Source organism: Serratia sp. PGPR-27 (assembly GCF_022678525.1).
In the GTDB taxonomy this organism is placed as follows: Bacteria; Pseudomonadota; Gammaproteobacteria; order Enterobacterales; family Enterobacteriaceae; genus Serratia; species Serratia nematodiphila.
In genome coordinates, this window is sequence record NZ_JALBYS010000013.1 from 56,072 (window position 1) to 76,267 (window position 20,196).

The 20,196-nt window shown below is 56.6% G+C and carries 15 protein-coding genes; 3 read left to right on the forward strand and 12 right to left on the reverse strand.

Features of this window, described 5'->3' with window-relative positions; genetic code table 11:
- Position 1: 1 nt before the first annotated feature.
- The 10 genes from MMS95_RS09560 to MMS95_RS09605 all read right to left on the reverse strand — a co-directional run bounded on the left by MMS95_RS09560 (position 2) and on the right by MMS95_RS09605 (position 13,021).
- Positions 2 to 907, reverse strand: a complete 906-nt coding sequence (locus tag MMS95_RS09560) for a glycosyltransferase family A protein (RefSeq protein ID WP_004934661.1) — start codon at positions 905 to 907, stop codon at positions 2 to 4.
- A gap of 3 nt (positions 908 to 910) precedes the next feature.
- Entirely contained in the window at positions 911 to 2,065 is a 1,155-nt protein-coding gene (locus MMS95_RS09565; protein WP_015378197.1) for a hypothetical protein, read from the reverse strand.
- Positions 2,066 to 2,071: 6 nt separating this feature from the next.
- The gene (locus MMS95_RS09570; RefSeq protein ID WP_015378198.1) at positions 2,072 to 2,920 is read right to left on the reverse strand and encodes an ATP-grasp fold amidoligase family protein; all 849 of its coding nucleotides are present in this window, start codon (positions 2,918 to 2,920) and stop codon (positions 2,072 to 2,074) included.
- On the reverse strand, positions 2,901 to 4,199 hold the full coding sequence (locus MMS95_RS09575; protein ID WP_021504022.1) for a flippase: 1,299 nt from the start codon (positions 4,197 to 4,199) through the stop codon (positions 2,901 to 2,903). Before MMS95_RS09575 ends, MMS95_RS09570 begins: the two co-directional genes overlap by 20 nt.
- Before the next feature lie 4 nt (positions 4,200 to 4,203).
- Positions 4,204 to 6,384, reverse strand: coding sequence for a polysaccharide biosynthesis tyrosine autokinase (locus tag MMS95_RS09580; RefSeq protein WP_015378200.1), 2,181 nt, complete (start codon positions 6,382 to 6,384; stop codon positions 4,204 to 4,206).
- A gap of 27 nt (positions 6,385 to 6,411) precedes the next feature.
- A complete protein-coding gene (locus tag MMS95_RS09585) occupies positions 6,412 to 7,545 on the reverse strand; it encodes a polysaccharide export protein (RefSeq protein WP_031299728.1) in 1,134 nt (377 codons plus the stop codon).
- A 45-nt stretch (positions 7,546 to 7,590) separates the two neighbouring features.
- Positions 7,591 to 8,640 carry a UDP-N-acetylglucosamine--undecaprenyl-phosphate N-acetylglucosaminephosphotransferase gene (gene wecA / locus MMS95_RS09590; protein WP_176325801.1) on the reverse strand — a complete coding sequence of 350 codons (1,050 nt, stop codon included), beginning with the start codon at positions 8,638 to 8,640 and terminating at the stop codon, positions 7,591 to 7,593.
- Between the two features lie 173 nt (positions 8,641 to 8,813).
- Positions 8,814 to 9,776, reverse strand: a complete 963-nt coding sequence (locus MMS95_RS09595; protein WP_031299729.1) for an NAD-dependent epimerase/dehydratase family protein — start codon at positions 9,774 to 9,776, stop codon at positions 8,814 to 8,816.
- Between the two features lie 179 nt (positions 9,777 to 9,955).
- Positions 9,956 to 10,855, reverse strand: a complete 900-nt coding sequence (locus MMS95_RS09600; RefSeq protein WP_033645720.1) for a helix-turn-helix domain-containing protein — start codon at positions 10,853 to 10,855, stop codon at positions 9,956 to 9,958.
- Between the two features lie 771 nt (positions 10,856 to 11,626).
- Positions 11,627 to 13,021 carry a NarK family nitrate/nitrite MFS transporter gene (locus MMS95_RS09605; protein WP_004934679.1) on the reverse strand — a complete coding sequence of 465 codons (1,395 nt, stop codon included), beginning with the start codon at positions 13,019 to 13,021 and terminating at the stop codon, positions 11,627 to 11,629.
- A 349-nt stretch (positions 13,022 to 13,370) separates the two neighbouring features.
- On the opposite strand from MMS95_RS09605, the gene narX reads away from it, so the two are divergent.
- Both narX and narL read left to right on the forward strand, forming a co-directional pair.
- Positions 13,371 to 15,155, forward strand: coding sequence for a nitrate/nitrite two-component system sensor histidine kinase NarX (gene narX, locus MMS95_RS09610; RefSeq protein ID WP_015378206.1), 1,785 nt, complete (start codon positions 13,371 to 13,373; stop codon positions 15,153 to 15,155).
- 10 nt (positions 15,156 to 15,165) lie between these two features.
- Complete coding sequence (gene narL / locus MMS95_RS09615) at positions 15,166 to 15,816, forward strand: two-component system response regulator NarL (RefSeq protein WP_242141603.1); 651 nt, start codon at positions 15,166 to 15,168, stop codon at positions 15,814 to 15,816.
- On the opposite strand, the gene MMS95_RS09620 is transcribed toward narL, so the two are convergent.
- A complete protein-coding gene (locus MMS95_RS09620) occupies positions 15,813 to 17,258 on the reverse strand; it encodes a YchO/YchP family invasin (RefSeq protein WP_242141608.1) in 1,446 nt (481 codons plus the stop codon). The two genes, narL and MMS95_RS09620, sit on opposite strands and share 4 nt — an antisense overlap.
- A 495-nt stretch (positions 17,259 to 17,753) precedes the next feature.
- Here MMS95_RS09620 and MMS95_RS09625 point away from each other — a divergent pair, with 495 nt between their 5' ends.
- Positions 17,754 to 18,422, forward strand: coding sequence for an A24 family peptidase (locus MMS95_RS09625; RefSeq protein WP_033632779.1), 669 nt, complete (start codon positions 17,754 to 17,756; stop codon positions 18,420 to 18,422).
- Here the strand turns inward: MMS95_RS09625 and MMS95_RS09630 are convergent.
- Entirely contained in the window at positions 18,419 to 20,029 is a 1,611-nt protein-coding gene (locus tag MMS95_RS09630) for a hypothetical protein (protein ID WP_060559803.1), read from the reverse strand. The genes MMS95_RS09625 and MMS95_RS09630 overlap by 4 nt on opposite strands.
- Positions 20,030 to 20,196: the final 167 nt, after the last annotated feature.

The following is a 20,196-nucleotide window of genomic DNA, read 5'->3' on the forward strand; positions in this document are numbered from 1 at the left end:
ATCATCTCCTGAATCCCTGGCGCACATTGCGCAACAGCCGGCCGCCAACCGAGAACAACCCCAGCCGCGTCAGACAATCGCCATACCATTTGATCATCTTGAACTTGCCGCTCAGGCTGTGCCGCACGATGCGCGACGAGTAATAATTGAACGCCTGGGCGTTTTCCGAATACAGCGAGGCCAGCAGGTGCTTGCAGGCGAATCCGCTGATATGGCGATCGCTGGGGCTGAGGAAGGTATTGATAAAGCGGTCGCTGGCCTCCAGGTTAAGCTTCGCCGTCATGCGTCCGTAGCGCCCCACGTCGAGAAACACCCCGCCGCCGGCGTCATGCGCCACCTGCGCGCCCAAATTGGTGGCGTTGACCAGAAAGCCCCAATCCTGATGTTTGTTGAGAAACTCGGGAAATAAAAAGCGGCGATCGCTTTTTTTACGCATGCTGATGGTGGATGACCGAATATCGCCCATTTCCAGAAAAAGAAAATCCTCGCCGGAAGAACCGGATTTGTAGTGGAAGTTGAAGTCGCGTACCGAATCGCCGCTCACCTCTGCATAATTACCGAAGATAATATCAATATGGCGATCTTCATGCTTCTTCATGCGGCGAATAATATAGTTGGTAGTGAAGTAATCATCCGAATCGAGAAAAAACACGATCTCCGATTGCGCTAAATTGGCGCCCAGGTTGCGCGATACCGCCGCATTGCTCTTCTGTTTTTTCTCATGCAGCATCACGTTGCTATTAGTCGCCGCTATCTGGCGAATATATTTGATGTCATCCTCGTCAGAGCAATCATCAACCAAAATCACCTGATAGTCGAACCCTTGGCAAGCGTTGAAAATCCGCTTCAGAGTTTTAGGCAGGTAACGCGCACTATTATAAATAGGGATCACGATCGAGAAATCCATTTCTTAACCCTCCAACTTAGAATTTATCATTTCTTTTCCACGGCAAAGCAGCAATAACGACACGTTAAATACCGGGACCAAAAAATAGGTTTCCGTAAAAGTTGTTAGCAGGAAAACCACCACCACCCAGCGCATGAATCGACTCAGCCTGCGCATATTCCCCAACAGGTGAAAATAACAAAAAAGCATGACAACAGAGGCTATCCCACCAGCCGAATAAAACATGGCGATGAAGAAAAAATCGACCGGCTTATAGGGTTCGATATTCATGCCGAACAGCGGATTGGGTAGCCCCACCGCCTGAAACATCTGCCAGGAGAACCAGATGCGCCCGGTCAACGCCTGGTTCAACAGCGCGTCCAATGCCGGATTGTTCCCCCAGCGTATAACGCTGGCGAACTGAAAGCCTATGATAGCCAACGTCAGCGCAATGCAGACTTTTCTATTGGGGGTAAAACGCAGCAGCGGCGCCAGCCAAAACAGCAACAACATCAACAGCGCCAACATAAAACAGGTGCGGGAATAGGAATACATCAGCACCGGGATAATTAACGCCGACACCCCCAGTGAGGCGATATTTTTCATTCCACGCGTTAATTTTGCATGGTCGATCAGGCACAGCAGCATGGCGAACAAGGCAAAAGAATAATACGCCAAGGTGTTCGGGTTATCGAAACCCAGCGTTAATCTGTTGCCATAGCGCTCATCAAGATAAACAAATCCCTCGGTGTAAAAGGTATAGGGGATAACCATCAACAGCCCGGCAACCACAAAAGCGATAGCGAACATTTCAGCGCCGCGCACCATCTCGATGCGGCGGAATAAAATTATCACCGCCGAGCTGAATACCGCGCCAAAAAGGTAATCACCATGTCCGGTGGCGATATTAACCAGAAACAGCAGAACCAAAAAACCCGCAACCGCTTTTTCCGCCATCGTAGCGATGAAAAATGCATAGCCGACATAGAGCAACATCAGGGCATTAAGCCCCGTCACGGTTTTATTAATCAGCTCGCTGTTGAACGATCCCGAGGTCAGGAAAGTTTTCACGAAAAAGATCAACAGGAAGGTCAATATGATTGATTGATTGACCAAATCCCGCGACTGATTATAACCGACATTGGCATGCATGTGAAAATTGGAGGCGACTCTCTGCATAAGCGTTTACTCAGTAAAATAACTGCCCCATTCCTGCTCGATGTTTTCCGGCTTAAGCTTGCTTAACCCCGCACCAGGCGTAAACGTCAATTCACCGAAATAGACCTTCTCACCGACCTGGTAGAAATCCACGCGGACATAAGAGAACTGCTGCGCAACCTGGCGAGCCAAGCGCGTCATTTCTTCCAGCCGCGTAGGCCGCGGCATCGGTTCGTCGGCATTCGGCAAGCTGATGCGGATTTCGGTGCGGTTCCAGTCGATATCAAAAATGTCGCGCCGATGGGTGCCGAAACGCTGGTAATCCACCTGGATGAACATGCGAATTTCATGGTTGTCGTTGAAACAATGAAACTTGATATCGTTCGGCACCTGCTCACCATCCAGCAACATGCGTTCCACCATGATGCAGGGTTCGATGTCCAGATAATGCTTTTCGCGACTCTGCTCGTAAAAGTTGCTGCGCATCCACGAACTACTGAGATCGTACAATTCCGCGTAGCTAACCTGTTGCTTGTCGAACACCAACCGGTTATAGCCGCTGCCATGGTTGGCCTTCAGCACGAAGGCGTCGGGCAACTGCCTGAACGTGTCGTAGCTGAGTTCCGTGCCATGCGCATACAGCTCTACCAGATACTCTTCGCCCCACAGGCCGGCAATAAATTCACGGACCTTGTATTTGTCCGACAAGGTGGTGTAGATGCTGCGCGGATAAATTTTGCGGCGCATGATCTTTTCGCTGAAGCCGGTCGGTTTTGACAGGTGCGGCAGTTTTTTGAAATAGAGCGCGTATTTAACCTGATGGTGCCAGGCATCGGGCAGGCGCTTGGAAATGCTTTTAACCAGGGTGTTTAACATGCTCTCTCCTTAATTTGCTGACAAGACGCGGCAGGCAGTAAAAACAGGTCAGCTGCAGTCGGGTAATTTTCCCGCCACGGAATAAACTGTTCAGAACGAAGAATGAAATGAATTCCGCCAGTAGCGTAGACACCGCAGCGCCGGTCAGGCCGTACCGCGGGATCAGCAGCAGATTCATCGCCACGTTCATCAGAGCCACCAACGGCATCTTGATGGCGATAAAGCGATAACCGGCGAACAGCACGATGCTGCGGTACGAAACCGTCCCCATCACTGAGAACAGCGAGGTCAGCGTACAAATAGCCAGGATGTCGGCGGCCGGTTGAAAAGCGGCGCCATACAGCAGCGCAATAGCCGGTTGGGCGAACCACCACAGCCCCAGCAGCACCGGCAACGACAGGCCCAATACCACCAGATACAGCACCCGGATGCGGTACTCCTGCTCCAACGGATCGCGACAGTTGGCAATACCCGGCATCAACGAGGTGATCAGTGCCATCGGCACAAAAACCCACCCCTGACTGAGGGTGGTAGCGGCGCTGAACCAGCCCACCGCCTGCTCGCCGACCAGATTGCCCAGCATGATTTGATCGATGCGGGTATAAATCACTATCGCCAGACTGGAGATGGCCAACGGCAGGCCCACTTTCAGCAAATAACGGCCATAGCGCCTGGCCTGGCGCGGCGTAACCCGCGGCGTGGCCGCAGCTTCCCCACGGAATAGCCAGAGGCGCGCCAGATAAGGTACGGCGCTGCTGAGGATGTAGGGTACCGCGAACCACACCAGCGGCAGCGCAACGCTCACCAGCGCCAGCCGCAGCCCGATCGACAGCAGCAGCGCCAGGTTGTTGATCAGCGTATTGCGTTTCGACTGCAGGCGGGCATCGTAATAAATTTTGTACACGTCCTGAATCGAGAAATAGGCGCTGATAAGCAGCAACAGCGTCATCAGTTGACTGGCTGGCGGCTGGCTGAAATAGCTCCATATCAGCATCGGCAGCGCCACCACCAGGAACAGCCGGCGGCGCAAACGCATCGAAGCCAACATCAGGCGAATGCCGCTCGGCTGGCGGCGGGCGACGCGGTTGAAAATGATGCTGTCGGCGCCCAGCTGCACCAGCGGCACCACGATGGCGATCGTCGCCAATAGATAGTTGAGAGCGCCAAACTGGGCGGGCCCCAGATAGCGCGCAACGTAAATGGAGACGAAGATGCCGGACAGGCTGAGCGAAACGCGTTCCAGCATCAGCCACAGGGCGTTGGTGATAATGGCCTTCACCCGCTTATTCCTCTGCCTGCCGGTGATCTTCCCGATGGCTTGGATAGGCGAAGTTGTAATAGCTCATGTCGGTCGCCGCCCTCTTCACGATGCCGTTGAGGATTACGCCTCTGATCGCCACGCCATTTTGTTCGAAACGGCGCATGCTGGTTTCGATCTGCTTGACGGTGTTCACCTCAAAACGCACCACCAACAGTGACGTACCGGCGTGATTGCCGACGATGGCCGCGTCCGTCACCGCCAGAATCGGTGGCGTATCAATCAGCACCAGATCGTAGTTTTGCCCGGCCCAGCGCAGGAAATCGGCGAAACGGCGATGCATCAGCAGCTCGGACGGGTTCGGCGGCACCTGGCCACGCGGTACGAAATCCAGATTGGCAATGGCGGTTTTCCGCACCGCCTGTTCCGTCGTCACTTTGCCCACCAGCATGTCGGACAGCCCTTGATGAGCGTCGTCCGATAGCCAACGATGCAAAAATCCTTTACGCATATCCGCGTCGATCAACAGCACCCGCTGCCCGGCCTGCGCCACCACCACCGCCAGGTTGGTGCTGGTAAAACTCTTGCCGCTTTCCGGGCTGGCACCGGAGACCATCAAAATGTTGTTTTTGGCCTCCAGCATAGCGAAATGCAGGCTGGTGCGCAGGCTGCGAATGGCCTCCACCGACAGATCCGCCGGCTCGGCCACCGCCAGGATCGGCAGGCGACGACCGCCGGATTTGGGCAACAGCAGGCGTTGTTCGCGATTGCGTTTCGCCTGCCATGGCGACAGCGGCACGGTGGCGTAGACGTTGATGCCTCGCTTCTCCAGCGTATCGATATCATTGATGCCGCGATGGAAGGCCGTGCGCAGCAGCACCACGGCCGCGGTGCCTGCAGCGCCCAATATCAACGCCAACAACACGATGAGCATCTTTTGCGGCTGAATCGGTCGGATAGCGGTTTCCGCCTCGTCAACGATGCGAATATTGCCCACCGTGCCGGCCTTGCTGATGCTCAGCTCCTGCTGTTTGTTCATCAGTTGCATGTAAACCTGCTGATCCACCTGCACGTCGCGGGTGAGGCGCAGGATCTCCTGCTGCATTTTCGGCAGCGTCTGTACCTGTTTGCCGAGCCGCGCCTTTTCCGCCTCCAGCGTGGCGCGCTTTTCCATCAGCGCCCGGTAAGCCGGGTGCACGCGGGTATAAAGCTTGGAAATCTCCGCCTCTTTGAAGGTCAGCTCGTTGAGCTGGGCTTCGAGCTGTACCTGCGTGTCCAGCACCGACTTGGCTTCCAGCGACAGATCCACCGAGTCGTTTTGCTGGCGGAACTGGTTGAGCTGGGTTTCGGCGTTGTTGAGCGAGGTTTGCGTTTGCGGCAACTGCTCCTGCAGGAAGGCCAGCATCCGCTGCGCCTCTTCCGTTTTGCGATCCACGTTCTGCTGCAGGTAGTTATCGGTGATGTTCTTCAGCACCGCCTCGGCACGCTGCGGATCTTCGCTCGGCAGCGTAAACGTCATGATGCCGCTGTCTTTGCCGCTCGGCACTACGCCCAGGTATTTACGCAGATCGTCCACCGCTTCTTGACGCGCGACTTTAACCACGGTGAAACTGGTGCCCGGCGCCGCGTCCAGCGCCGAAACGGTCATGCCCCACTCGCCCTGCGCCACCGGTTGCCCAACCACGCCGCTGAACAATTTGGCGCCGTCATGGCTCAGCTCGTAATGTTGCCCATCGCGCACCGTCAGCGTCAGCGCTTCGCCCTGCATGTCCGCCGGCGTTGTCAGCGTGGCGATGTCCAATACCGGCGCCTTTTCACCGCTCAGTCGGGCAAAGCCTTTACCGAATACCGGGAAATAGTCCGGTTCGACGCGCACCGTCAGGCCGAGGGCATCCACCGTTTTGCCGAGCACGTAGCGCGACTTGACCAGCGTCACCTCATCCTGCGTCGCCGCATTTTGCCCCAGCGAACTGTCCAGCGTTTCACGCAGCAGCGAATCGCCGGACAGCTGATTCTCCACCTGCACCACCGCCGTGGCCTGGTACACCGGGGTAGCCAACAGGGCGTAGGCGACGCCCAGCGCACCGACCACGCCGGTCACGACGGCGATCCGCCAGCGGTTATCCCACAGCGGCCCTACCAGACGCTCCCACTCCAGCTTTTCATCTTGTTCGGCCACCATCACGGACAGCGCATTATTTTTCATCTTCTGTTCCTTATTCACCCTGCTGAGTTACCAGTTGCGCACGCGCAAGGTAGCCTCGCTGAGATCGTTAAAACTGCTGATGGTCGGCACCAGCTGGCTGATCAAACGGTTCCAGCGCGCGACCGGCGCCGCGGTGACGTACACGACGTCGTAAGGGTGCAGCTGAAATTCAGCGCCCATCGCCAGCGCGCTGGCGTCGGAGAGATCGAACTGATACAGCGTCGCCAGCCGCTGCGGGGGATTGCCGCCGCTCGGCCGGATCACGAACACCCCGGTCGCATCCGCCACCGTCTGGCTGATCCCTTCGGAAGATCCGAGGGCTTCGGTCAGGGTCATGCCGCTGCGATCCATCTTCAGCGTCGCTTGCTTGCCCACCTCGCCCATCACGAACACTTTCAAGTTGTCATTGCGCGGAATGTAGAGGATGTCGCCCGGCTGCAGCAGCTCATTCTGGCTGATGTCGCCACGCTGCATCAGCGCCTGCAGCGAGATGGCCCGCTCTTTGCCCTGATGGGTCAGCACCACGTTGCGCCAGTCGGCATTGTCCGTCAGGCCGCCGGCGGCGTTGATCGCATCCAGAATGGTCAGCGGCACGTTGGTGATCGCCTGCTGACCGGAGGTTTTCACCTCACCGGTCACATAAGCCTTCTGCGAACGGAACGCGGCGATGCTGACATCCACCTGCGGGCTTTCCACATACTGCGCCAGACGGCCGGCGATCAGGCTGCGCACTTCGGTGACGGTTTTACCCACTACCGCCACGCGCCCGATATAGGGGTAAAAGATCGTGCCATCCGCATGCACCCAGTTACCGGTGTCGCTGGCGCTGCGATATTGCCCGGCCGGCGTGGTCAACTCGGGGTGATCCCAGACGGTGACGTTCAACACGTCGCCGACGCCGATACGGTATTGGTAGCTCTGCAACCGCTGATCCAGTGCCGGATTCGGCTGGGCGACCGGTTCAACGCGCCGCATTTTCTGCAGCAGCATCGGTGACATGCGGTAGACCTGTACCTGGCTGTTCAAATCGAAATCGTCGTCTTGTTGCACGACGATGGCTTTTCCGCTGGTCGATAAATGTGAGCCGGGAACCACCGTACAACCGCTCAACAACGCGGAGGTGAAGGCCAACGGCATCAAAAGAGGCAAATGAAAATTCATGGAAGTACCGTGATAAACGGGCTGCTGCCGCAGCCCGTGAGAGGATTAACGCCCGACGGTTGGATTATCGCTGAGCATCGTCGCCTGACGCGGTTCGCGCAACATGGCGAAATAACCGCAAAAACAGAACAGAAACGCTACCAGCATCAGGCTTTCCTGCAGTTGCAACACTTCACTGCAAATGCCGATGCAGGCCAGCGTCACCGCCAGCATGGTGCTCATCGCCAGTGCCTGACGCGCATTGAGCCCGCGACGCATCAGAATATGGTGCAAATGATCGCGGCCCGCTTTGAAGGGGCTTTGGCGGCGCAACAGGCGGCGCACCATCACGGTCACCATGTCCATCAGCGGAATGGCGATCAGCCACAGCGCGGTGACCGGGCGCATTACCGCCTGCTGCCCCTGCGTCGCCAGCAACACCAGCCACAGCACGCTGAAACCGATCACCATGCTGCCGGCGTCCCCCATAAAGATTTTGTTACGCGCGCCGAACAGGCTCAGGTTGAACAGCAGATAAGCCGCCAGCGCGACGATCATGCCCAGGCACCACAGCGCCAGATCTTCCCGGCCACCCAGTCCGAACACGATGGCCAGCGCAACAAAGGTCACGCAGGACAAGGTGCCCAGTTGCCCGTCGATGCCATCCACCATGTTGTAGGCGTTGATCGCCCCCCATACCGCCAGCGGCGTGAGCAGCAACGCGCCATAACCGAGCATCACTTCCTGATGGCCCCAGGCATGGCCCAATGAGGAAAGCTGCATCCCTGCCGCCAGCATCATCGCCAGCGCGATCCCTCCCTGCACCATGACGCGCGGCGCCACGGGCAGATCAAAGCGGTCATCCAGTACGCCCAACACCACCAGCGCCGTGATGCACAGCAAGTAGACGGCGTTGTCGGGCAGCCAGGCGGGTTGCCACAGCGTCATCAGCATCAGCGTCAGGTACACGGCGATGCCGCCGACCAACGGAATATGTCCCAGATGTTGCTTGCGCGCATTGGGCTTATCCACTAATCCCACCGTCAAGGCGACCCGGCGGGCAATAAGGATCCACGCGACCGCCAGCACAAATATCACGCTCAGTTGATATAACATCGTTCCTCCAGCGAATAAGCACGCTACCGCCCTTGAGTTACAGCTCCCAATGCGCTATTAACAAAAACAAAATTGATCCTGCCAGGATATAAGTCAGCATGAATTTATCCTGAAAAATACAGATTTATCCGCTTGTCGGCGGAATAATCAAATAACGTCAGCGTGCGATTAAGTTATCTATCAGAAAACTCATGTTTAATGGTTCTTTCGATTGCCGAATCAAGTTCAACAGGCGCCACGAAATTATTTTGCACATTACTTTTAAACTGCGTTCTGGCGCAGAATTTCTGTACTCTGACGCGACTGATTGGGAATTTCTTGCGACTTATTTTGCTCACAACATCCAATGCGGTTGCGCCGCATATGCCTACGGCATAAGGAATGCGAATCGTCTTATTTTCTCTCCCCAATGAAGAGGAAATTACGTCAACCAATTGATTCATCGTAAAGTCCGGTTTATCGACGTAGTTGCTGACCTGATAACTTGACTGTTGATCCAGCGCATATTCCAGCCGCGCGGCAATATTTTCAACGTAGGCCATCGACTTCATATTATTGCCGCTGCCAATCATCACGAAACGTCCGCTGGCGATCTGACGGAACAGGTTATACACGTTGCCACGGTTGCCTTCGCCGAATACCACCGTTGGGCGGATGATAGTCAACCGATTTTCCTCATCGGCCTTGCGCCAGGCTTCATAAACGTATTCCGCCTCAAGCTTGGACTTGCCGTAATGGTTGAAAGGCTCGAAACGTCCTTCCTCGCCGGTCTCCTGTTTGACGAAGCCGTAAACAGCGACCGAGGAGGTGAAAATGATTTGACGGATATTCAGGGCGGAGGCGGTCATGCAGACATGGCGCGCGCCTTCGACATTGACCTGATAATAGAGCGAAATGGGATCGACATTGTCCTGATGCTCCGCCGCCAGATTAATGATGGCGTCGCAGCCCGCCAGCGGTTCTTGCAACGTCTGGGGTTGCGTCACATCGCCATACTGATAAAGGGATGGAAAATGTGCACTGGGTTGCTTATCGACGATGACCAATGTCAGATCATCGCGCTTACTGAGACGTTTCGCCAGGCGTGTTCCGATAAAACCGGAACCCCCGATAATAGCTACTTTACGCTTATCCATAATTTGTCACTCAGCAGGTTCTCATTATTCCCGTCACCCGATTGGGACAGGACGCTAATACGCGTTAGGTAATGAGTTCCAGACTGGACAAATCGAACCTGGCTTTCAAATAACAAATAATGAAATAAAAGATTTCATCAAATGTAAAATTATCGCTATAGATAAAACCTCATTCAGCGCTAATTTTTAACATCGTAAGCAACTTGATATTGCAAGGTTTTATTCGGCAATATAAGATTAATCCGACCCTTACCGGTGGAGGAAGAGGTCTCATATTTTACCGGCAATTTCAGCTGACCTTGCTTAGGATCGACACATTCGATGGTCGCCTGCTCCATGCTCTCGCCCTGGTACAGGCAGAACAGAGTTTGCGGGCTGTTGGTATGGGGATTATTCAGCGTCAGCGTCAACACCACACGCGTGTTGTTCTGAATATCATTGATCACCGGGGGGCGGGTTTGGTTGCCAAGCACGTATGAAAAATGTGAAATAACCAGCAAAGAGGCGAATACGGTCAGGTATTTCACTACACGGCTGGCGGGCATGCTGAAAAAGCGACGCGCCGCCGCCGACTTTTTTTCACGCGCCGGTTCTTTGGATGACTCCACCGTTGCAACAGGCGCAGCAACCAGCGTCGATTTATGCGGCTTATCTATTTTTTCATCGTTTGTTTCAGACGACTCACTTTCACTTTCAGAAAGTTCCGCTTGAATATCAACGCCAATATCTTCACCGCCATTTAATATATCATCATCAGCGTAGTCTTCATCCTCGGATATAAAGTGAAAAGCCGCTTGATTTTCCACCTTGTAACCCAAACGAGGAATGGTTCTGATAAGCGTGTGTTCCGTGTCACTAATCTTTTGGCGAATAGATTTAATTGTTTGATTTATCGTTGAATCTGAGCAATAGGTTCCTTTCCAGATATTTTCTATAATTTCCGTTCGGGTAACCAGTTCTGGCGATCTGGCGACAAGCAGCGAAAGAATTTGATACTCCTTCCAACGCAGACGAAATTTCTCCCCGGCAGGAGTCAGAACATCGAGATTCCTAATCTTTATTCTTTTATCAAGATTCACTTTTAATTTCCTTAGCGTGCCTGTCCTGCACACTTTGTATAGAAATATCAAAAAATGTTCAAGAAATTAAATGTAAACTCAACAGGTTGCATTCATCGGATATTGGCCTTTATAAAAATTTTCTGATTTCATTTTTTACATTAGGCCATATTAAGGATGTTCCGTTTATCCAAATGACTCTTTTTCCCTGTTGGCAACATGGATTTCTTTCATGGTTACCGTAAAATTCAAATGAACACCTCATTGATTTAAAAAGAAAAAACTAACCACACTGTTCGATTGTTAATCGAATGAAATTGTGAAATTTCATTCTTATCCGTGAATTCATTGTGTTTTCCCACCTAATCTGATTGTCAGATAGACTACAAAAAGCCGAAAAAAACAGAATGAGAGTTATCTGATTTAACCCCGTTGCACATTCCACTCGGTGTGTGCTGCATCTAAGACAAAATCCTATTACTGATTTTATAACAATCGCACTAATTATGCTTTGCCCTCCCGGAAATTTCATTTAATCTGCGAAATGACATTAACGTCTTAATGTAAGAATACTCTCAATAAAACGAAAAAAACGTGCAAATAATATAATCCGTTTTGGCGAAAACATTCTCACATTGAGAGATAGTGCTATAAAAAAAGAAAAAAACGGCAAGCAAAGATGAGAATTTTACCTAAAGACAGAAAATTTCACTGAGGAGGCGAGGAGAGATGACTCGGAATGAGAGAAATATCCCTCCCGTGGCGGGAGGGATTGAGAAAGCAGTTTGATACTCAGGCCTTTTTCTTGCGGCCATACACCGCCCAGGTGATGACCACACACAAGATATAGAACACCAGGAATACTTTCATTGCCCCCGCCGGTGAGCCGGTCAGCGCCAGCGAGGTACCGAATGCCTGGGGAATAAAGAAGCCGCCTGCGGCGCCGATCGCCGAGATAAAGCCCAATGCGGCGGCGGAGTCCGTCACCGCTTCACGCTGTGCGCTCTCGTCACTGCCGCCGGCCGCTTTCACGCGATCGACAGTGATTTTACGGAAAATGACGGCGATCATTTGGAAAGTCGATCCGCTGCCCAGCCCCGCCGTGAGGAACAGCACCATAAAGATGCCGTAGAAGGCGATGAACGAACCGCCCTCGCCCGCCGTCGGCAAGGTCAGGAACAACAGCGCGGCGAACACGGCCATCACCACAAAGTTGATCAACGTCACCCGCACGCCGCCGAAACGGTCAGACAGCGCGCCGCCGACCGGCCGCGCCAGCGCCCCGAGGAACGGCCCGAAGAAAGCGTAATGCAGGATCACGACCTCCGGAAATTGCGTCTTCGACAGCATGGCGAAACCGGCGGAGAAACCGATGAAAGAACCGAAGGTCGCGAGGTACAGCAAACTCAGCATCCACAAATGCCCACGTTTGAGCACTGGCAGTTGCTGGCGCAGCGATGCCTTGGCCGCCGCCAGATCGTTCATGCCGAACCAGGCCGCCAAGGTGGCAACCAGCAGGAACGGTACCCAGATCCAGGCGGCGTTTTCCAGCCACAGCTGCCCCCCTTCTGCCTGATCTTGCGCCGTGCCGCCAAACAGACCAAACAGGCTGAAAGAGATCGCCAGCGGCGCGACCAGTTGCATGACGCTGACACCCAGATTCCCCAACCCGCCGTTGAGACCCAACGCGCCGCCCTGACGCGCTTTCGGGAAGAAGAAGCTGATATTGGCCATGCTGGAGGCAAAGTTGGCGCCCGCAAAACCGCACAGCAGAGAAATGATGACGAACACGCTGTACGGCGTGCTGCTGTCCTGCACCGCGAATCCCAGCCACAAGCACGGCACCAGCAGGAAGCAGGTGCTGATAGCGGTCCAGCGACGGCCGCCAAACAGCGGGATCACGAAGGAATACGGCACGCGTAAAATAGCGCCCGAGACCGACGGCAGCGCTGTCAACAGGAACAGTTGATCGGTGGAAAAGTTGAAGCCAACCTTGTTCAGGTTGACCGCCACGGCGCTGAACAGCATCCAGACGCAGAAGGCCAGCAGCAGACAGGGAATGGAAATCCACAGGTTGCGGGTGGCGATGCGATGGCCACGCTGCTGCCAAAAGGCGCTGTCTTCAGGATGCCAATCCTGAATCAGCGCACCGGTTTTCTTTGATGAAGGCGTTGCAAGTTGCGACATAAAAACCTCAGACACGGGGGATTATTCCGACACCCTAGGGGGCGGCCCCGGCGGCAAAGTTGATGTATATCAACCCGAATGCAAGTAGTTGGCGGCACAAATAGCGCCTTCATCCCCTTAGGGGTACGTTCCGGATAAAAATTAAATCATTTATAATCAATAAATTATAATGAATCACTTCGTCGTCCTCACCGCTTCGCCGCCCCACTGGAAACTAATGGGTACTTCATTCGAGGTATGGGGTTATGCTCAGGGATAATCAAAAATACGGCTGAATCGTTACTTGTTTACCCCGTCGCCGCCTTCGCCCCTGAGCTTCAGCGGCGCCAAATGCCAGGAACCCGCGCTTATGAAACGCCTGTTGGCCCCGCTTTCGATCGTGAATCAGGTCGCCCTGCTGATGTTGCTGTCGGGCATTCTGGGCGTGGCCGGCATGGGGATTTCCGCCTGGATGTCGCAAAGCATTCAGGGCAACGCGCATGCCATCAACAAGGCCGGCTCGCTGCGTATGCAAAGCTACCGTCTGCTGGCGCAGGTGCCGCTGGATGAACGGCATGAAGCGTTGATCCGCGAACTGGAGCGCGACGAAAACAGCCCCGACCTGCAGCGTTCGGTGGAACAGGAAGGGTTGACGCAACCTTTCGACACCTTGCGCGACTACTGGCAACAGACCCTGCAACCTCGCCTGCGTAGCGCGCAGCGCCCGGCCGACGCCGCGCCGCAGGTGGCGCACTTCGTGCAGCTGTTGGATAAGCTGGTCTCGGATATCGACAGGCAAACCGAGCGCCGCCTGCTGATGGTGACGCTGGTGCAGGCCGGCTTTATCGCGCTGACCCTGCTGCTGCTGATCGGCACCACCTGCTACCTGCGCCGCCGGTTGCTGCATCCGTGGCGGCAGCTGGTGGAAATGGCGTTGGCGGTGGGCCGCGGCGACTTTAGCCGCCGCTTCGCGCAGCGCGGCCATCAGGATGAAATGGCGTCGCTCGGCGGCGCGTTGAACACCATGTCCGACGAACTGTCGGCCACCTACAGCGGGCTGGAGCAGCGCGTAGCCGAGAAGACCGCGGACCTGCAGCAAAAAAATCAGATGCTGAGCTTCCTCTATCGCGCCAGCCGCCTGCTGCACGCCAGCGAGCCATTGTGCAGCCGCCTGACGCCGCTGCTCAACCAACTGCAAATCCTGACGCCGCTGCGCGCCATTCAGGTGCGGCTGTATGAAAACGACAGCCGGGAGCCGCTGCTGCAGCTGAGCGGCAACCAGCCGTTGCGGCCGGAGCATTGCCATAATCCGGTGTGCAGCGCCTGCCTGCACGACAGCGACCGCCAGCATCCCGACAACCCGTCGCTGAGCTGGAGCCTGAGTGACAAACTTGGCGACTACGGCGTGATCGTGGCGCAACATGCGCCGCAACAGCCGCTGAACGATGAGCACCGCCAGCTGGTCAACACTCTGGTGGAGCAACTGACCAGCGTGCTGGCCATCGAACGTCAGGTAGACCACCAGCAGCAGCTGATGCTGATGGAAGAACGGGCGGCGATCGCCCGCGAGCTGCACGACTCCATCGCCCAATCGCTCTCCTGCCTGAAAATGCAGATCGCCTGCCTGCAGATGCAAGGCGAAACGCTCTCGTCCGCCAGCCAGGCGCTGGTGCAGCAGATGCGCGAAGAGCTGAACGGCGCCTATCGCCAGCTGCGCGAGCTGCTGACCACCTTCCGCCTGCAGCTGACCGAACCGGGCCTGCTGGCGGCGCTGCAATCGACGGTAGCGGAGTTCAATCCCAAACTGGGCCTGAACATCAGCCTCGATTACCAACTGGGGCCGCGCACGGTGCCCGCCTACCAGGCCATTCATCTGCTGCAGATCGCCCGCGAGGCGCTCAGCAACATCCTTAAGCATGCCGCCGCCAGCGAGGTGAGCATTCAGGTCATCAACAAACGGGGCGAAGTGACCCTGAGCGTATGCGATAACGGACGCGGCCTGCCGGCCGAAACATCCCGCCCCGACCATTACGGCTTGATCATCATGCGCGATCGCGCCAAGAGCCTGCACGGCCGTTGCGACATTTTACCGCGCAGCGGCGGCGGCACCGAGGTGCGAGTCAGCTTCACGCCGGATAACCACGCCATCGACTAACGGAGACACCATGACGACAGAAACCGCCGCCACCATCTTACTGATCGACGACCACCCGATGCTGCGCAACGGCGTAAAACAGCTGATTGGCTTGGACGCTCGCCTGCAGGTCATCGCCGAAGCCAGCAACGGAGAACAAGGGGTCACGCTGGCGGAGCAGCACGATCCGGATCTGATCCTGCTCGACCTCAACATGCCCGGCATCAACGGGCTGGAAACGCTGGATCGTCTGCGCCAGACCGACCTGTCGGGGCGCGTTGTGGTGTTCAGCGTGTCCAACCATGAAGACGACGTCGTCAGCGCGCTCAAACGCGGTGCCGACGGTTATTTGTTGAAAGACATGGAGCCGGAGGATCTGCTGAAGGCGCTGCATCAGGCGGCGGCCGGGCAGATGGTGCTCAGCGAAACGTTGACGCCGATCCTCGCCGCCAGCCTGCGGGAAAACAGCCCCAGCGCCGATCGCGATATTCAGCAATTGACGCCGCGCGAACGGGATATTCTGAAGCTGATCGCCCAGGGGCTGCCGAACAAGCTGATCGCCCGCCGCCTGACCATCACCGAAAGCACCGTCAAGGTACACGTCAAACACCTGCTGAAAAAGATGAAGCTAAAATCCCGCGTCGAGGCCGCCGTGTGGGTGCTGCAGGGTAAAAACGGTTAGTCGCCGCCGTACAGCGGCCCGGTTTGCGCCGGGATCGGCGGCGGCGTCAGGGTTTTGATCGGCGGCAGGCCCGCGTCATCACCGGCGGTCGCCGTCAGCGGCGGCGCCACTTTCAGCTCTATCCAGTTGGACGTCACGCGCTGCTGTTTATCGTCCTCCAGCGTGACCGATAGCCGGTAGCTGTTGGCGGCGCCCGGCGCATCGTCCCACGGCGGCACGATCGCCGTCCAGCCCTGCGGATCGTTGGCGTTGTGCGGCGGCGTCAGGCTCAGCGCCTGCGTATCCCCCTGCCAACTGACGTGAGAAATCCCGTTCAATACCTTGATTTCCAGCACCAGCGGCACGGTTTCCCCCGCCTGCAGGCTCCACGGCGGCGTGGCGAGGAACACCTGCAGCGTTTTGCGCTGGCGGAACTCCAACACCGGCACGTTCTTGCGTTCGATAGGATCGTAGCGGCTGCCCCGCAGCGACTTGGCCTGCGCCACATACTCCGGCGAAATCTGCTTCACCAACGGCACCCCGAGCCGATAGCTCAGCGCCAGCTCGATCTGATCCTGGCTCTGCCCGCCCGCGCCAATCTTATGCAGCGCCTTCATCGTCACCAGCGGCACCGGGGTGTAATTGAGCCCCAGCTGCATCGCGCGCGGATCGTTTTGTTTTTTGCCGCTGCCGAACAGATCGACATTATCGCCGAGATACTGCTCATAGCTGAGCGAACCGCCGATCTGGCGATAAAACGGCAGATAGCCTTGCGTCGTAATGTCGTAACCGCGCGCCGGGCGGCTGAAAAACACGCCATCGCCAGGCTGTTGCGCCAGCGCCGACAGCGGGTAGTAATAGTTGGTGGAGAAACGCAGGTAGTCTCCCCAGGCCTCCGCGCCGACGCTGCCGCGATTGCGCTGCCGGGCGAAATCGCTGTCGAGCGCCGTGTTGTACCCCAGCAGCCAGTCACCGGCGATCCAGCGCTGCCCCAGCGCGAAATTACCGAGCGCCCCGGCGCTTTGCTGTAGCCAGCCGATCTGGCTGTAGGTCAGCAATCCGTCGACGTCGTACAGCGGGCTGAATAACTGCCCGTTGCTGCCGGTAAAGTCCCCCTCACCGGTCATCTTCAGCGATAATCGGGCGGTGCCCAGCGGCGACAACAGTTCCTGCGCCTGCTGTTGCAGCGCGCCGGTCGCCTGGCCCAGCAGATAATCCTCGGCGCGGCTGCGCATCTGCTGACGGGAAACGTTATTCAGATCTTTTTCGCCGAACTGCTTGGCCATCTCGGCCCACTGCTTCTCGCGCGCGGCGTCATCGGGCGCGCCGCCCAGTTCGGGCAAGTTCGCCGCCGGATCTGCGGCGGCCGGTGCGGAAGAGACAACGCTCTCCGGCGCCGGCGGGGATTCGGCACAGGCGGGCGCCGCGCCGGCCAGCCACACCAGCGCCCCGGCCAGCCACATCGTCCGCCGGCTGTGCCAGAGTCGTTTTTTAGTCTTGATGAGTACTGCCTGAATAACGTCTTTCATGACACCGTTGGCTTCCCTCCTTCCTGGAGCACGCCAACCCACTGCTTTGCTGTCGCCTTTCCCGCGGCAGTTCTGGAAACCCTACGCCCCGTCCAGGCCGGGGCGCCTCTCCCTTAAAGTCTAACGGCTTGACGAACAGAAACAATAGGATAAACCCCAATCACTCTCCAGTGACGCCGTCACTTACGCCCTTTACCGATCCATTCCGGCCGCCAGGTGAATTCACACCATTTCAGCACCGATTTTGCCGATAAAAAGTGCAACACCCCGCTGTTGCGCGCCTCCGCGCATGACATTGCCTCACTCTGCAATACGTGAAGTGGCGATGCGTACAACTGCGCATTCCTCACAGCCCACCGCATTTCACCCCGATGAAATACGCATTTTGCCGTTATTTTAAACATCTATTTCACGACTGACGGAGCCCCGATGTTTCTTTCCTTACTGTGGCCCGCGCTGTTTTTCACCGCGCTGCTGTCGGCAGGTGCGGTCGCCTTCACGCTCATCACCCGGTTGGAGCGAATGGCGGCCGGGCGCGCCAGCCCACCGAAATTGCGCCGCCGTAGCCTGCTGCTGACGGCCTTCGGTTTGGCGTTGACGGCGCTGCCCTTCGACCTGCCGGCAGCACACCGGCTGTGGTTACCGCCGGCCGCGGCGTTGCTGATCGCCCTGGCCTGGCTAGACTGGCGCCACCGGTGGCTGCCGGACCGGTTAACCCAGCCGCTGCTGTGGGGCGGGATGCTGTGCAATCTTGATGCTCGCTGGGCGACGCTGGGCGACGCGGTTATCGGCGCCGCCGCCGGCTACGGGGGGTTGTGGCTGCTCAATGCGCTTTATCGGCAGGTGCGGCGGCGTAACGGCATCGGCCAGGGTGATTTCAAACTGCTGGCGGCGCTGGGCGCCTGGCTCGGTTGGACGATGCTGCCGCTGCTGGTCTGTCTGGCGGCCATGTTCGGATTAGGCATGGCATTGACGCGCGGCCGCCGCAACCGCCGCGCCTGGCGAACGCGGCAACCTTTCGGCATCGCCTTGGCGGCCGCCGGCTGGCTGTTGCTCTTGATGGACGCCGGCCAGAACGCGCCGGCGTTATTCGGTTAGTTCTTCAGTGTCTCGATCAGCCGATTGAGCAATCCTGCCACTTCAGCAGTGCTGGCCGTTGTCGGATTGGCCAGTGGCTGGATCACTGCGAGCCTGGTGGTGGATAACACCTCATCGCTGCGGATTTCCAACGCATCGGCGGGTGGCGTGCTCAATGAAACGCCGTCCGGCCGCCAGTAGCTGCCGCGCGTAGTCTGCACCTGATAACTGCCAAAGCCGAAATCTTTCTCGACACGGTAATATATTTCGCAGCTTAACGGCCCGGTGCGCCGCAACATAAAGGCGCCTTTCGCGCTATAGCTGCCTTTATTGACGACAAAGGCGGTCGCCTGCGAAGACAGATCGAACGTGATATATAAATCGCACGCCAGCACCTTGGTGCTTACGCCCTGTTGAAGAGTAATGCGCGTTGTAGGTTGCCGATCCGGCGCGGTCAGGGTGCCTAAAAAAGTCCACGATTGCTGTTTCGAGATATTGCGCGGCAAATGGTTGCTGGTGGCGGAAGGGGCAATTCCCCGCTCGCCCAGACTGTACATCGCTTCGACCCCGCTTAAAAACGACGTAACGTCGACGGTGCTTTTGCCGGCCACCGGGACGCCGCCGTTGTATACGTTACTGAAGGTTACCTCGGTATTGTTGCTGCAGGCGGCGATCGCCGCCGGGAACGGCGTCTTCGAACCGCTGTAAAGAGTCAACTGACCGATGTCCCAACGAGATTCGTTGATGAATCGGCACAACACGCTCCCGCTCTCCACATTCTGCGCGTCCTGGATATTGATATTGCCTATCGTGCCCTGGGCAAAGTTGGTGGACAACACGCTGACATTGGCGGCGCGCTGCGTGTTGCGGTTCTCGCAACCCAACGAATTGATCGTGCCGTTAAAATCTTTGAACGAGTAGATATCGCCGATGCAGTCATCCGCAGCCAACGAGCCGATAGTAGAGTAAAACCCTGAAATTCTGAACGCAGTCCCCTTGGCACGAGCGGCGTAGAGGCCGTCTATAAAATTGGTGGTGCCGGACTTGTCCATCCACAGCACCCCATCACCCGGGCGATTGGCGTTTGCCTCCATCTGCACGTTCACCAGCCAGTTAATGAACATGTCGCCCGAGACAAACAGCGAATAACCGCCGACCTTGGTGTAGATGTCGCGAATATCAAACTTCGTCATATTGCGATCGCTGAACCACACGCCGTGAGTGTCGTCTACGCCGGTATCATCCCGCAACGTCAAGCCGTGCAGCGTCAGATTGGCGAAGCCTTTCACCACGATCACCGCTTTCTTCGTTTCGCCCTGTTCGTTGGTGTAACTGCTGTCCGCCGTCTTGACAATTTTGGTCGCCCGTCCCAATCCGACCACCCGCAACCCGATGCCGCCGTAGATGTCCGTTGTCGTCTGAATGAGTACGTGTCCGGCGACCGTATACACCCGCTTCCCAAGGGACAGCGTACCACCGGCTTGCAGCGCCGCCGCCGCCGCTTTGTTGATCGCCGGCCCCCAGTTGCTTCCGTCGCTGTCCTGATAAAACTGTTCCGGCGTAACAACCTCACCGGTGGCGAACAAGGTTGCTGCGCGCGATCCTGAAGCGTTTTCGTTATTGTCCATAATATCTCCTGACGTGATGTGTCCGCATCATTGCGGACGGCCGCGGTGAAAGGCGTAAACAACGCCGCCTTTCAGTGCCAATCTATCACCGTCATATGAGCGTGTTATGAAATTTCATTTTATTTCACCCTGACACAACATCTCGCGATCCGAGGTAGCAACAGCCA

Coding starts and splice junctions, on each gene's coding strand:
- MMS95_RS09560 (WP_004934661.1), bottom strand. CDS start 907: ATGGATTTCTCGATCGTGATCCCTATTTATAATAGTGCGCGTTACCTG.
- MMS95_RS09565 (WP_015378197.1), bottom strand. CDS start 2,065: ATGCAGAGAGTCGCCTCCAATTTTCACATGCATGCCAATGTCGGTTAT.
- MMS95_RS09570 (WP_015378198.1), bottom strand. CDS start 2,920: ATGTTAAACACCCTGGTTAAAAGCATTTCCAAGCGCCTGCCCGATGCC.
- MMS95_RS09580 (WP_015378200.1), bottom strand. CDS start 6,384: ATGAAAAATAATGCGCTGTCCGTGATGGTGGCCGAACAAGATGAAAAG.
- MMS95_RS09585 (WP_031299728.1), bottom strand. CDS start 7,545: ATGAATTTTCATTTGCCTCTTTTGATGCCGTTGGCCTTCACCTCCGCG.
- wecA (WP_176325801.1), bottom strand. CDS start 8,640: ATGTTATATCAACTGAGCGTGATATTTGTGCTGGCGGTCGCGTGGATC.
- MMS95_RS09595 (WP_031299729.1), bottom strand. CDS start 9,776: ATGGATAAGCGTAAAGTAGCTATTATCGGGGGTTCCGGTTTTATCGGA.
- MMS95_RS09605 (WP_004934679.1), bottom strand. CDS start 13,021: ATGTCGCAACTTGCAACGCCTTCATCAAAGAAAACCGGTGCGCTGATT.
- narX (WP_015378206.1), top strand. CDS start 13,371: ATGAAACGCCTGTTGGCCCCGCTTTCGATCGTGAATCAGGTCGCCCTG.
- narL (WP_242141603.1), top strand. CDS start 15,166: ATGACGACAGAAACCGCCGCCACCATCTTACTGATCGACGACCACCCG.
- MMS95_RS09620 (WP_242141608.1), bottom strand. CDS start 17,258: ATGTGGCTGGCCGGGGCGCTGGTGTGGCTGGCCGGCGCGGCGCCCGCC.
- MMS95_RS09625 (WP_033632779.1), top strand. CDS start 17,754: ATGTTTCTTTCCTTACTGTGGCCCGCGCTGTTTTTCACCGCGCTGCTG.
- MMS95_RS09630 (WP_060559803.1), bottom strand. CDS start 20,029: ATGGACAATAACGAAAACGCTTCAGGATCGCGCGCAGCAACCTTGTTC.